The organism is Kocuria sp. CPCC 205263, from assembly GCF_040981075.1.
Taxonomy (GTDB): domain Bacteria; phylum Actinomycetota; class Actinomycetes; order Actinomycetales; family Micrococcaceae; genus Kocuria; species Kocuria rosea.
This window is the reverse complement of record NZ_JAVKPV010000014.1, coordinates 66619-78981: the sequence shown is the minus strand read 5'-3', so window position 1 is coordinate 78981 and position 12363 is coordinate 66619. Positions and strand designations below refer to the sequence as shown.

Sequence of the window (12363 nt, the reverse complement as noted above, 5' to 3'; positions counted from 1 at the left end):
TGCCGAAGGTCCGTCCGCGTCGGTCAGCATCAGGATCTGGAACACTCGTGCTTCTCCACTCTGGCGTACGGACTGAGCTGTCAGTATAGGTCCGGGCGGGCGACCGGCTCTGCGACCCCGCCGGTCCGGAGCGTCCCGCGGCCCGTGCCCGCCCGGCGCCGGGCCCTGTTCCCGGCGCTGCACCCGGACCCGGCGCTCCGCCCGCGCCCCGCGGCGAGCCGCTATCGTTGCTCGTGTCCGCCCGGGCGCAGGTCCCGACCCCCGACAGTGCAGGAACCCGATCACCATGAGATACGCCATGATCGCCGCGTGCAGCGTGGCCGGGCTGGTGGCGGCCCTCGTGGCGGTCGCGGTCGCCGGGCCCGCGCCGCTGGTGCTGGCGCTGGGCATGTCCGTGGTCATCGGCTTCGGCTGGCCGGCGGCCACCGGCATCGCGGCGAGGCACCGCCACAACGTGATCATGACCGCCGCCGGCGTCGTCGCGGCCCTGCTCGTGCAGTTCCTGCCCGGCCAGCAGCTCGTGTGGCTGCCCGCCGTCGTCGGCGTGGCCCTCATGACGGTGTTCGCGGCGGAGCTGGTGCGCGGCGAGGGCGCCGAGCACCGGCTCGAGTCCGCGATCGCCTCCACGGCGGGCGTGCTGGCGGCGGTCAGCTCCTCCGGCTGGATCGCCCTGGCCGGCGACTACCGGGCCACGGGCCCGGACCCCGCCCTGCTCGTGGTGGTCGGCGCCGTCCTGGCCGCGCTGGTGGCCCTCGTGGGCGGGCGCGTCATCGCGGCGGCCCCGAAGAGCTCGCCCAAGCGGGGCGTCGTGGCCCTCGGCGTGACCCCCGTGGCGTTCCTCGGGGTGGGGGCCGTGTTCACTGCCCGGCTGGTGAGCACCGTGGTAGTTTAGGGCCATGCTTGCACTCGAAATCTTTTACCTCGCCTTGCTCGGCATCTCGGGCCTGTTCATCGCCGGGATCTCCCTGAAGGTGGTCCTCGGACTGTTCAAGGGACAGCACTAGTCCCGTGCCGATCGAGATCCCCTCGGATCTGCTGCCGGAGCTCGTCCCCTTCGCCTGGCTGCTGGGCACCTGGGAGGGTGACGGCTTCATGGGCTACGGCGAGGTCGAGCAGCGGCCTTTCCGGCAGCGCGTGACCTTCGAGCAGAACGGGCTGCCGTTCCTCGACTACCGGGCGCAGACCACGCTCCTCGACGACGAGGGGCAGCCGATGCGCCCGGCCACCGTGGAACAGGGCTTCTGGCAGCTCGACCGCACCCTCGAGGACGGTGACGTGGGCCCCGGGATGCTTCCGCCGGACCTCGTGCCCGTGCTCCAGGGCGCCGAGGACGTGGAGCGGATGCGCAACGCGGACGGCGGCTTCGACGTCCTCGTGACCCTGACCCACCCCGGCGGCGTCGCCGAGCTCTACGCGGGGCAGATCAAGGGCCCGCGGATCGATCTCGCCACCGACGCCGTGATCCGCGCCCGCGGGGCCAAGGAGTACAGGTCCTCGACCCGCATGTACGGCCTGGTCCACGGCGACCTGTTCTGGGCCTGGGACATGGCCGCCCTCGGCGAGCCCCTGAACACCCACGCCTCCGCACAGCTGCGGAAGATCGGCTGAGTTCCGTGACCGAGCACCGTTCTCCCCTGCTCCACCGGCCGGGCGCCGTCGAGGCCGAGGGCCTGGACCGCGGGGTGGCCGCCCACTACGGCGACCCGCTGCGCGAGCAGCGCTCCCTCGTGCGCACCCCCGGCACCGTGGTGGACCTCTCCCACAAGGGCGTCGTGACCGTCACGGGGCCCGACCGGCTCAGCTGGCTCACCACCCTCTCCTCCCAGGTGCTCACCGGGCTCGAGCCCGGGCGCAGCACTGAGACCCTCTTCCTGTCCGTGCAGGGGCGGATCGAGCACGCCCCGCACGTGGTGGACGACGGCACCAGCACCTGGCTGATCACCGAGGCCGACGAGACCGCGCCCCTGGTGGCGTGGCTCGAGGGCATGCGCTTCGCGCTGCGCGTCGAGATCGAGGACCGCACCGGGCAGTGGGCCGTGCTCGGCGCCACGGGCCCCGTGCCCGGCCTGCCCGCCACGGTCGTGTGGCGGGACCCCTGGCCCCACGTCGCCCCCGGCGGGTGGAGCTACGCCGTCCTCGAGGGGCCCCACCCCGGCGAGGAGCGCACCTGGTGGGAGCACCTCGTGCCCCGCGACGAGCTCGACGCCCTGACCCTCGACCTCCCGCTCGCCGGCGCCTGGGCCGCCGAGGCGCTGCGGATCGCCGCGTGGCGCCCCCGCCTGGGCGCCGAGACGGACGAGCGGACGATCCCGCACGAGCTCGACCTCCTGCGCACCGCCGTGCACCTGGCCAAGGGCTGCTACAAGGGCCAGGAGACCGTCGCACGGGTGCACAACCTCGGGCACCCGCCCCGCCGGCTGGTGCTGCTCGACCTCGACGGGTCGGAGCACACGCTGCCCGCCGCCGGGGCCGAGGTGGTCGCGGGGGAGCGCACGGTGGGGCGCGTCACCTCCGTGCAGCTCCACCACGAGCAGGGCCCCATCGCCCTGGCCGTGCTCAAGCGCACCGTCGATCCCGCCGCCGAGCTCGTCGTCACCGACGGCGAGCAGCGGTGGGCCGCGGCGCAGCAGGTCGTCGTGCCGCCGAACGCCGGTCAGGTGGTCGGCCGGCAGACGGGCTTCCTCCGCGGACCCCGCCCCTGACCTCGCCGGCCCCCGGGGTGCGCCCCGGAGCTCCGCCGGACCCCGGCGGCGCACGCCCCGGCCTCGGCGTTCGCCGGGACTCCCGTCACTGACGTCCGCCCCGGGCCCGGAGCGGCGCAGGACCGGGCCCCGGGCGGGGCGGACCCGCGGGCCTGGCCGCCGCCCGTCTCAGCGGCCGAAGAGGACGCGGGCCTCGTCCCAGCGGTCCTGGGGAACGGTCTTGAGCCCCTCGAGGGCCTCGGCGAAGTCGACGCGGACCATGTCGGTGCCGCGGATGGCGACCATCCGCCCCCACTGCTTTTCGTGCACGAGATCGACCACGGACATCCCGAACCGGGTGGCGAGCACGCGGTCGAAGCCCGTGGGGGCGCCCCCGCGCTGGATGTGCCCGAGCGTGGTGTTGCGGGTTTCGATGCCGGTGAGGCGCTCGATCTCCTGCGTGACGTACTCCCCGATCCCGCCCAGGCGCGGACGGCCGTCGGCCTCGGTGCCCTTCCCGGCGAGCACGTCCTCCCGGTCCTCGGGGATGAACCCCTCCGCGACGACCACCAGCGGGGAGCGGCCGCGGTCGTAGACCTCCTGCACCCACGCGCAGACCTGGTCCATGGAGACCTTCTGCTCCGGGATCAGCACCGCGTGGGCGCCGGCGGACATTCCCGAGTGCAGCGCGATCCACCCGACGTGGCGGCCCATGACCTCGGCCACCATGCACCGGTGGTGGGACTCCCCGGTGGTGCGCAGCCGGTCCATGGCGTCGGTGGCGATGGACACGGCCGTGTCGAAGCCGAAGGTGTAGTCGGTGGCCTGCAGGTCGTTGTCGATGGTCTTGGGCACGCCCACCACGGGCAGCCCGGCGTCGGCCAGGCGCTTGGCGCCGGCCAGGGTGCCCTCCCCGCCGATGGCCACGATCGCGTCCACCGCGTGGCGCTCGAGCATCACCCCGATGTTCTCCGGCCCGCCCCCGGGCCCTGAGTAGGGGTTCGTGCGGGAGGTGCCGAGGATGGTCCCGCCCTCCCGGGCGAGGCCGCGGACCCGGGTGCGGGGCAGGTCCATGATGTCGCCCTCGAGCACCCCGCGCCAGCCGTCGCGGAAGCCCACGAACTCGTGGCCGTAGGTCTTGATCCCGTGCAGCACGGCGCCGCGGATCACCGCGTTGAGTCCGGGGCAGTCCCCGCCGCTGGTCAGCAGTCCGATCTTCATCCGTACAGTCTCCTCCGGGTGGGCGGGGCGTGCGTGGCGGCCGGACGTGCGCCGGCACGCCCAGTCTAGTGAGTCCGGGCCCGGGCGGCAGGGCCCGGGCCCGGCCGTGGTGGCCCCCGGCGTCGGCCGCCCGCCCGCGGCCTAGACTTCCGGGGAGGGGGCCCCGACGGGCCCGGAAGGAGGGGTGGCGTTGAACGCGGACAAGGAACCGGCCCGGGAGAACCTGCGGGAGTTCATCGACAAGCTGGTCGACCAGGGGTACACGGTGCGGGACGGGCAGTCCCCGGACCCGGACCTCATCGATCCCGGGGGATCGGCCGTGGAGACCTGGCGGGAGGACTACCCGTACGGCGAGCGGCTGTCGCGGGAGGAGTACGAGCTGGAGAAGTACCAGCTGCAGATCGAGCTGCTGAAGTTCCAGTACTGGGGCCAGGACCACGACCTCCAGCACGTCATCGTGTTCGAGGGCCGGGACGCGGCCGGCAAGGGCGGCACGATCAAGCGGTTCACCGAGCACCTGAACCCGCGCGCGGCCCGGGTGGTGGCCCTGACGAAGCCCTCGGACCGGGAGCGGGGCCAGTGGTACTTCCAGCGCTACATCCAGCACCTGCCCACGGCGGGGGAGATCGTGATGTTCGACCGATCCTGGTACAACCGCGCCAACGTCGAGCGCGTCATGGGCTTCTGCACGGACCCGCAGTACGAACAGTTCATGGCCCAGGCGCCCGTCTTCGAGAAGATGCTCGTGGACTCCGGCATCCACCTCACCAAGTTCTGGTTCTCCGTGACCCAGCACGAGCAGCGCACCCGGTTCGCGATCCGTCAGATCGACCCCGTGCGCCGGTGGAAGCTCTCGCCCATGGACCTGGCGTCCCTGGACCGGTGGGAGGACTACACCGAGGCGAAGGAGGAAATGTTCCTGCGCACGGACACCGACCACGCACCGTGGATCACGGTGAAGTCCAACGACAAGAAGCGCGCCCGGCTCAACGCGATGCGCTTCTTCCTGGACCAGTTCGACTACGAGGACAAGGACCCGGACGTGGTCTATCCCCCCGACCCGCTGATCGTGCGCCGCGGCCTGGAGGCTGTCGGCGACTGAGGCGCGGCCCGGGGGCACGGGACGACGACGGCGCCGCCCGTCCCCTTCCGGGGGCGGGCGGCGCCGGGGCGCGGCGGTCGCGGCTCAGCGGCCGGGGCGGTCCACCAGGACGGCGCTGGCGGCGGCGTTGACGGCGGTCACGGCCAGGACCGACGGCCAGGCCCCGATCCGCCGGGCCAGCGGGTGGGAGAGCCCGAAGCCCAGGACGTAGAGCGTGGCGAGCGCCGCGGTGGTGCCCGGCCCGCCGCGGTGCCACCACGTGTGGGCGGCCGCCGCCCCGGCAGCGGCCAGCACCGCCCCGCCCAGGGGGCGGACGCCGGTCGCCCGGGCGGTGGCGTACCCGCCGATCAGCCCGGCGCTCACGAGCGCCGCCGCGGGCACCTGCTCCACCGCGGCCACGGCGGTGTCCCGGGCGTCCGTCGCGGCGCTCACGCGGCGCCGCCCAGGTACTCCTGGAGCCGGCGCAGGCCCTCCGCGAGGTCGTCGTCGCCGAGGGCGTAGGACAGGCGCAGGAAGCCGGAGGGGCCGAACGCCTCGCCGGGCACCACGGCCACCTCCGCCTGCTCCAGGATCAGCTCGGCCAGCTCGGCGGAGGTCTGCGGCGTCGCGTCGCCGAAGCGCCGGCCGAGCAGGCCCCGCACGTCCGCGTAGGCGTAGAACGCGCCGGTCGGGGTGGGGCACTCCACGCCGTCGATGGCGTTGAGGGCCTCGACCATGGCCCGGCGGCGGCGGTCGAAGGCCTCCCGCATCCGGTGGGCCTCGTCGAGCGGCCCGGACACGGCCGCCAGCGCGGCCCGCTGGGCCACGTTGTTGACGTTGGAGGTCAGGTGGGACTGCAGGTTCGTGGCCGCCTTGATGACGTCGGGGGCCCCGATCATCCAGCCCACCCGCCAGCCGGTCATCGCGTACGTCTTGGCCACGCCGTTGAGGACGACCACGTTCTCGCCCAGCTCCGGCACGGCGGCGGCGATCGAGGTGAACGGCACGCCGTCGTAGGTGAGGTGCTGGTAGATCTCGTCGGTCAGCACGAAGATCCCCTTCTCCGCCGCCCAGCGGCCCACGGCCGCGGTCTCCTCGGGGGAGTACACGGCGCCCGTGGGGTTTGACGGCGAGCAGAACAGCAGGGCCTTGGTGCGCTCGGTCCACGCCGCCTCGAGCAGCTCGGGGGTGACCTTGTAGCCGAGCTCCGGCCCGGCGAAGACCTCGACCGGGTTGCCCCCGGCGAGCTTGATGGCCTCGGGGTAGGTGGTCCAGTACGGGGCGGGCAGCAGGACGTCGTCGCCCTCGTCCACGACCGTCGCGAAGGCCTGGAACACGGCCTGCTTGCCGCCGTTGGTGATGAGCACCTGGGAGGGCTCCACCGCGTAGCCGTCGTCCCGGGAGGTCTGCTCGGCCACCGCCTTGCGCAGCTCGGGCAGGCCCGCGGCCGGCGTGTACCGGAAGTTCGCCGGGTCCTGCAGGGCGGCCGCGGCGGCGTCCACGATGTACTGGGGGGTCGGGAAGTCGGGCTCCCCGGCGCCGAAGCCGATCACGGGCCGGCCGGCGGCCTTGAGGGCCTTCGCCTTCGCGTCCACGGCGAGCGTCGCGGACTCTGCGATGGCGCCGACGCGCCGGGAGATGCGGGACGTGGTCATGACCGGGGGCCTCCTGGAGGGGAACGGGCGGTCTCCGCCGGGTGCGGGGACGGCGGTGCGGACGCCCCCATGCTACTCGGGCGTCCGCACCGCGGGCCCGGCGCCCCGGCGGCCGCGCCTGCCCGGATTGCACCCCGCCGCCCGGGTCGCCTAGGATGGACGACTGGTGTCATCGGCGTCTGCTCGGCCGCGCCGTCACGGCGGGACCGGATGGTAGAGTCGGTGACCGGGTCCGAGCGATCGAGACCGGCGTCCCCACGCCGGCCGAGGCCGCGAGGCACGTAGGGCAGTGGCGCAATTGGTAGCGCAGCGGTCTCCAAAACCGCAGGTTGCAGGTTCGAGTCCTGTCTGCCCTGCTCCAGTCCGGGGTGGTCCCCGGCACCCCCACGGGGTGCCGGGAGCCGCCGCGGCGACGGCGGGCCGGCAGCACTGCGCGGCACGCACGAGTCCACACAGGGAGAGCCGATGTCGCAGACCACCGCCGGCCGCGCGTCGGGCCAGCCCCCGGAGCAGGGTGCGGAGAGCCCCCGCGGCGTCTTCGGGCGCCTGTTCCTGTTCCTGCGCCAGGTCGTCGGCGAGCTCCGGAAGGTGGTCACCCCCACCCGGCGCGAACTGGTCAACTACGTCCTGGTCGTCCTCGTGTTCGTCGCGTTCATGATGGTGCTCATCTCGGTCCTGGACCTGGCGTTCGGCCAGGCAGCCCTGTGGATCTTCGGGCAGGGGGACGCCGCCGGCTGATCCGGGCGGCGCACGGACCGGCGCGGCCGGCCACCGTGACCCAGCAGAACACGACATCCACGAAAGAACTTTGAGGGAGATCCAGTGACCGAGCACGAGCTCGAAAACGGCACCGAGGCACCGGCCGAGGTCGACCAGCAGGCTCCGGAACTGCCGGAGGCCGAGACCTCCGTGCAGGAGGACGACTTCGCGGCCGCCCACGACCCGGAGCACGCCCCGGCGGCCCCGGTCGCCGACGAGGCTCCCGCCGCGCCCGCCGCCGACGAGGCTCCCGCCGACGAGGAGGCCCCGCTCGAGGCGGCGGCCCCGGCCGACGAGGCGGCCCCCGCGGCCGAGGACGAGGCGCCCGCCGTGGACCCCGTCGAGGAGTTCAAGTCGAAGCTGCGCCGCCAGGAGGGTGACTGGTACGTCATCCACACCTACGCCGGCTACGAGAACCGCGTGAAGACGAACCTCGAGACCCGCATCCAGTCCCTCAACATGGAGGACGACATCTTCCAGATCGAGGTGCCGATGGAGGAGGTCGTCGAGATCAAGAACGCTCAGCGCAAGATCGTGCGCCGGGTGCGGATCCCGGGCTACGTGCTGGTGCGCATGAACCTCACCGACGCCTCCTGGGGCGCGGTCCGCCACACCCCGGGCGTCACCGGCTTCGTCGGCCAGGACGCCTACAACCCGGTGCCGCTGCGCCTCGACGAGGTCTTCGAGATGCTCAACCCGGTCTTCGAGGCGCCGCAGGGCGCGGGGGCCGAGTCCTCCGCCCAGCCCAGCGCGCAGCCGCAGATCGACGTCGACTTCGAGGTCGGCGAGTCCGTCATCGTCAAGGAGGGCCCCTTCGAGACCCTCCCCGCCACGATCTCCGAGATCAAGGTGGAGTCCCAGCAGCTGGTCGTCCTCGTGTCGATCTTCGAGCGCGAGACCCCCGTCACCCTCGGCTTCAACCAGGTCTCCAAGATCTGAGCCCCGCGGGCCGCTCCGGCCCGCCCCAGTTCCCGGCCCCGCGGTGCATGCTTCGCCGCCGGGCCGCCCGGCCGCCGCGCCACGGCGGCCACCCGCCGTCGTACGCTCCTGTGCGCCGGTACGTCCAGCAGAAGAAGGACCAGCACATGGCTCCCAAGAAGAAGAAGGTCTCCGGCCTGATCAAGCTGCAGATCCAGGCAGGCGCCGCCAACCCGGCTCCTCCCGTGGGTCCGGCCCTCGGTCAGCACGGCGTCAACATCATGGAATTCTGCAAGGCCTACAACGCGGCCACGGAGTCCCAGCGCGGCAACATCGTGCCCGTGGAGATCACGGTCTACGAGGACCGCTCGTTCACCTTCGTCACGAAGACCCCGCCCGCCGCGCAGCTGATCAAGAAGGCCGCCGGCGTCGCCAAGGGCTCGGGTGTCCCGCACACCCAGAAGGTCGGCAAGCTCAGCATGGACCAGGTCCGTGAGATCGCCGAGACCAAGAAGGAAGACCTCAACGCCAACGACATCGACGCCGCCGCGAAGATCATCGCCGGCACCGCCCGCTCCATGGGCATCGAGGTCGAGTGACCAGCCTCGGCTGATCACCACCCACCGTTATTGACGTGGCAGGGCCGAGCGCGGCCCGCAGACCACAACTGCACAAGGAGAAGAAGCAGATGGCAAAGCGCAGCAAGGCATACCAGGCGGCCGCCGCCAAGATCGACGCGGGCACGCTGTACGCCCCGGCCGAGGCCGTGGCCCTGGCCAAGGAGCTCGACACCGCGAAGACCGACTCCACCGTGGAGGTCGTCCTCCGCCTCGGTGTCGACCCCCGCAAGGCCGACCAGATGGTCCGCGGCACCGTGAACCTGCCCAACGGCACCGGCAAGACCGCCCGCGTCGTCGTCTTCGCGACCGGCGACAAGGCCGCCGCCGCGGAGGAGGCCGGAGCGGACTACGTCGGCTCCGACGACCTGATCGCCCGCATCCAGGGCGGCTGGACCGACTTCGACGCCGCCGTGGCCACCCCGGACATGATGGGCAAGGTCGGCCGGCTGGGCAAGGTCCTCGGCCCCCGCAACCTGATGCCGAACCCCAAGACCGGCACCGTCACCATGGACGTGACCAAGGCCGTGAACGACATCAAGGGCGGCAAGATCGACTTCCGCGTCGACAAGCACTCGAACCTGCACTTCATCGTGGGCAAGACGTCCTTCGAGCTCGAGAAGCTGGCGGAGAACTACGGCGCCGCCCTCGAGGAGATCCTGCGCCTGAAGCCCTCCGCGTCGAAGGGCCGCTACATCACGAAGGCGACCGTCTCGACCACGTTCGGGCCGGGCATCCCGGTCGACCCGAACGCCACCGAGGTCGTCGTCGGCGCCTGACGCCGTGCACCGGAGCCCGCGGGGCTCCGACGGGTGGGGGCCCGGCCGATGCGGCCGGGCCCCTTCCCGTCCGACGGGACCACCCCTCCCACGACCCAGCAGCCGGCGGGCGTCCGCCGGCGCCCACGGAACGGAGACCCCCCACGTGAGCGAGCACCCCCCAGTGCGCATCGAGCAGATGCGCATCCCCGACGAGTTCGACGACGCCGCGCAGGAGCTGCTGGGGCGCGTCGCGGAGCTCGTGCGCCGGTCCCGGCAGCACGTGTGGGGGATCTCGGACCTCACCGGTGACGCCCAGGAGCTCTACCGGGACCTGCTGGACCCCTTCGAGCGCGTGGTCGTCCTGCTGGCGTGGGCCGGGGACCGGCTCGCGGGACGGGCCGAGGTGCGGATGCCCCTGGTCACGCTCACCGACTCCGCCCACATCACCGTCGACGTGGACCCCGACGTCACCTCCCAGGGCACCGGCAGCGAGTTGCTGGCCGCCGCCGAGCAGCTCGCCGTGGGCGAGTCCCGCCGGCATCTGCGGATCCAGACCGAGCACCCGGGGCCCGAGGAGATCCAGGGCGACGGCAGCGTCACCGGGGTCTTCCCGCTGGTCACGCCTGGGATGGTCGAGTGGGTGGACGCCGCCGACGGCTCGGGCCGGCTGCCCGTGTCCAACCGGCAGACCCGCTTCGCCCTCAGCGCCGGCTACCGGCTCGAGTCGGTCAGCGACTTCGGGGTGCTGGACGTCCCCCTGCCGCCCGAGCGCGTCGCGGCCCTGCTGGACGAGGTCGCGGCCTCGCCGGCGCAGGAGCCGTACCGGATCCACGTCTGGAGCGGCCCGGCCCCCGAGGACCGGCTCGACGAGCTCGCCGCCCTGCACTCGCGCATGGCGACCGACTCGTTCCTGGCCCCCGTGGCCGCCGCCGAGCCCGAGCCCTGGGACGCCGAGCGCGTGCGGCGGACCGAGCACCTGCGCGCCGAGGCGGGCAACCTGTCGCTCGTGGCCGTCGCCGAGCACGAGCCCACCGGACGCCTCGTCGGGATGACCGAGATCGTCCTGGCGGGGGAGGAGCCGCCGATCGGGATGCAGGACGAGACCGTGGTCCTGCGCGAGCACCGCCGCCGGTGGCTCGCCACCCGGCTGAAGCTGGCCAACCTGCAGCAGCTCGAGCGGCTGGCCCCGAGCGTGCGCACCGTCTACTCCTGGAGCCACAGCGGCGACGACCGGATGAGCCGGGTCAACGCCCGTCTGGGCTTCCGCGTGGCCGGGCGCAGCGGCGTCTGGGCCCGCGACTTCCCCTCCGCCTGAGCCGGGTCCGGGGCCGTCCCGGAGCCGATTTGGCCGCGGCGGGGGCCTCCGGTAGCCTGGGAGACACCAAAGACCGCCGGTCGTGGTCCCCCTGCCCCGTGCGCCCCGTTTCGGAGTGCGCAGTGCGGGAGGACAGCCGTAAGAGTTCCTCCAGGAACCGCCAGCGCAGGTGAACCAGCACAGCGAGCACGTCCCGTCCTGCACGGGGTGCGACGCCGAGCCCCGGGCATCTGCGCGGGGCTTTTTCTGTGCCTGGGCCCTTGCGGCAGCGACCGGCATCGAAGACCGGAAGGAGTACCATGGCGAACCCGGAAAAGGCAGCCGCGGTCGCCGAGTTGAAGGAGATGTTCTCCAACTCGGACGCCGCTGTCCTGACTGAGTACCGCGGCCTCACCGTGGCCCAGCTCAAGGAGCTGCGCCGCTCGCTCGGTGAGAACGCCGAATACGCCGTGGTGAAGAACACGCTGACCGCGATCGCGGCCAAAGAGCTGGGGATCGACGCGTTCGACGGCCAGCTCGCCGGCCCGAGCGCGATCGCCTTCATCTCGGGGGACCCCGTCGAGGCCGCCAAGAGCCTGCGTGACTTCGCCAAGGCGAACCCGCAGCTCGTCGTCAAGGGCGGTTACCTCGAGGGCAAGGCCCTGAGCGACGCGGAGATCAAGCAGCTCGCGGACCTCGAGTCCCGCGAGGTGCTGCTGGCCAAGGTGGCCGGTGCCGCGCAGGCGTCCCTGTCCCAGGCCGCGGCGCTGTTCCAGGCGCCGCTGTCGAAGACCGTCCGCACGGCCGAGGCGCTGCGCGCCAAGGTCGAGGAGCAGGACGCCTGACCAGCATCCCCGCCGCGAGGCACATTCTCACCACGGAACCAGACCGTCCCGCGCCGACGAACCCGGCCGGGGCACACCATCGAAAAGGAGCCACAACCATGGCCAAGCTCACCACCGCTGAACTGATCGACGCGTTCAAGGAGCTCTCCCTCATCGAGCTCTCCGAGTTCGTGAAGGCCTTCGAGGAGACCTTCGACGTCACCGCCGCCGCCCCCGTGGCCGTCGCCGGTGCCGCCGCTCCGGCCGCCGCCGCCGAGGAGGCCGAGGAGCAGACCGAGTTCGACGTCGTCCTCGAGGCCGCCGGCGAGAAGAAGATCCAGGTCATCAAGGAGGTCCGCGCGCTGACCTCCCTCGGCCTCAAGGAGGCCAAGGACCTCGTGGACTCGGCCCCCAAGGCCGTCCTCGAGGGCGCCACCAAGGAGGCCGCGGACAAGGCCAAGGAGGCCCTCGAGGGCGCCGGCGCCACCGTCACCCTCAAGTAGGACCCCGGACGCGTCCCCTCCCGGACGCTCCTGCGAGGCCCCGGACGCA

General features: G+C 72.8%; 14 protein-coding genes and 1 tRNA gene. 12 read left to right on the top strand and 3 right to left on the bottom strand.

Features of this window, described 5'->3' with window-relative positions:
- Positions 1–286: 286 nt before the first annotated feature.
- The 3 genes from RF647_RS17035 (at position 287) to RF647_RS17025 (ending at position 2702) form a co-directional block, all read left to right on the top strand.
- Positions 287–892 (top strand): hypothetical protein, encoded by a 606-nt coding sequence (locus RF647_RS17035; RefSeq protein WP_251355408.1) that lies wholly within the window; start codon positions 287–289, stop codon positions 890–892.
- Positions 893–1008: 116 nt separating this feature from the next.
- Entirely contained in the window at positions 1009–1608 is a 600-nt protein-coding gene (locus tag RF647_RS17030; protein WP_368812746.1) for an FABP family protein, read from the top strand.
- Positions 1609–1613: 5 nt separating this feature from the next.
- Positions 1614–2702 carry a folate-binding protein YgfZ gene (locus RF647_RS17025; protein ID WP_368812745.1) on the top strand — a complete coding sequence of 363 codons (1089 nt, stop codon included), beginning with the start codon at positions 1614–1616 and terminating at the stop codon, positions 2700–2702.
- A 168-nt stretch (positions 2703–2870) separates the two neighbouring features.
- Here RF647_RS17025 and RF647_RS17020 read toward each other — a convergent pair whose 3' ends face one another.
- The gene (locus RF647_RS17020) at positions 2871–3902 is read right to left on the bottom strand and encodes a 6-phosphofructokinase (RefSeq protein ID WP_017834233.1); all 1032 of its coding nucleotides are present in this window, start codon (positions 3900–3902) and stop codon (positions 2871–2873) included.
- 190 nt (positions 3903–4092) lie between these two features.
- On the opposite strand from RF647_RS17020, the gene ppk2 reads away from it, so the two are divergent.
- Complete coding sequence (gene ppk2, locus RF647_RS17015) at positions 4093–5004, top strand: polyphosphate kinase 2 (protein ID WP_368812744.1); 912 nt, start codon at positions 4093–4095, stop codon at positions 5002–5004.
- Positions 5005–5088: 84 nt separating this feature from the next.
- Here the strand turns inward: ppk2 and RF647_RS17010 are convergent, their stop codons facing one another.
- Entirely contained in the window at positions 5089–5436 is a 348-nt protein-coding gene (locus RF647_RS17010; RefSeq protein ID WP_368812743.1) for a hypothetical protein, read from the bottom strand.
- Entirely contained in the window at positions 5433–6638 is a 1206-nt protein-coding gene (locus RF647_RS17005) for a pyridoxal phosphate-dependent aminotransferase (RefSeq protein WP_368812742.1), read from the bottom strand. Before RF647_RS17005 ends, RF647_RS17010 begins: the two co-directional genes overlap by 4 nt.
- A gap of 283 nt (positions 6639–6921) precedes the next feature.
- Between RF647_RS17005 and RF647_RS17000 the strand changes: the two genes are divergently transcribed.
- The 8 genes from RF647_RS17000 to rplL all read left to right on the top strand — a co-directional run bounded on the left by RF647_RS17000 (position 6922) and on the right by rplL (position 12314).
- A tRNA-Trp gene (locus RF647_RS17000) sits at positions 6922–6994 on the top strand.
- Between the two features lie 109 nt (positions 6995–7103).
- Positions 7104–7376: a preprotein translocase subunit SecE gene (gene secE, locus RF647_RS16995; protein WP_017833270.1), complete on the top strand. Its 273-nt coding sequence runs from the start codon at positions 7104–7106 to the stop codon at positions 7374–7376.
- Positions 7377–7460: 84 nt separating this feature from the next.
- Complete coding sequence (gene nusG / locus RF647_RS16990; protein WP_368812741.1) at positions 7461–8336, top strand: transcription termination/antitermination protein NusG; 876 nt, start codon at positions 7461–7463, stop codon at positions 8334–8336.
- Between the two features lie 146 nt (positions 8337–8482).
- Positions 8483–8914, top strand: coding sequence for a 50S ribosomal protein L11 (gene rplK, locus RF647_RS16985; RefSeq protein ID WP_017833272.1), 432 nt, complete (start codon positions 8483–8485; stop codon positions 8912–8914).
- An 89-nt stretch (positions 8915–9003) separates the two neighbouring features.
- Positions 9004–9711: a 50S ribosomal protein L1 gene (gene rplA / locus RF647_RS16980; RefSeq protein ID WP_017833273.1), complete on the top strand. Its 708-nt coding sequence runs from the start codon at positions 9004–9006 to the stop codon at positions 9709–9711.
- Between the two features lie 145 nt (positions 9712–9856).
- Entirely contained in the window at positions 9857–11008 is a 1152-nt protein-coding gene (locus RF647_RS16975) for a GNAT family N-acetyltransferase (RefSeq protein WP_368812740.1), read from the top strand.
- A gap of 299 nt (positions 11009–11307) precedes the next feature.
- A complete protein-coding gene (gene rplJ / locus RF647_RS16970) occupies positions 11308–11832 on the top strand; it encodes a 50S ribosomal protein L10 (RefSeq protein WP_058872511.1) in 525 nt (174 codons plus the stop codon).
- A gap of 98 nt (positions 11833–11930) precedes the next feature.
- Positions 11931–12314 (top strand): 50S ribosomal protein L7/L12, encoded by a 384-nt coding sequence (gene rplL / locus RF647_RS16965; RefSeq protein WP_017833276.1) that lies wholly within the window; start codon positions 11931–11933, stop codon positions 12312–12314.
- Positions 12315–12363: the final 49 nt, after the last annotated feature.

What these genes read in the sequence shown, in the direction of transcription:
- RF647_RS17035 (WP_251355408.1), top strand. Translation starts at nt 287, where the DNA reads ATGAGATACGCCATGATCGCCGCGTGCAGCGTGGCCGGGCTGGTGGCG.
- RF647_RS17020 (WP_017834233.1), bottom strand. Translation starts at nt 3,902, where the DNA reads ATGAAGATCGGACTGCTGACCAGCGGCGGGGACTGCCCCGGACTCAAC.
- RF647_RS17005 (WP_368812742.1), bottom strand. Translation starts at nt 6,638, where the DNA reads ATGACCACGTCCCGCATCTCCCGGCGCGTCGGCGCCATCGCAGAGTCC.
- secE (WP_017833270.1), top strand. Translation starts at nt 7,104, where the DNA reads ATGTCGCAGACCACCGCCGGCCGCGCGTCGGGCCAGCCCCCGGAGCAG.
- rplK (WP_017833272.1), top strand. Translation starts at nt 8,483, where the DNA reads ATGGCTCCCAAGAAGAAGAAGGTCTCCGGCCTGATCAAGCTGCAGATC.
- rplA (WP_017833273.1), top strand. Translation starts at nt 9,004, where the DNA reads ATGGCAAAGCGCAGCAAGGCATACCAGGCGGCCGCCGCCAAGATCGAC.
- rplJ (WP_058872511.1), top strand. Translation starts at nt 11,308, where the DNA reads ATGGCGAACCCGGAAAAGGCAGCCGCGGTCGCCGAGTTGAAGGAGATG.
- rplL (WP_017833276.1), top strand. Translation starts at nt 11,931, where the DNA reads ATGGCCAAGCTCACCACCGCTGAACTGATCGACGCGTTCAAGGAGCTC.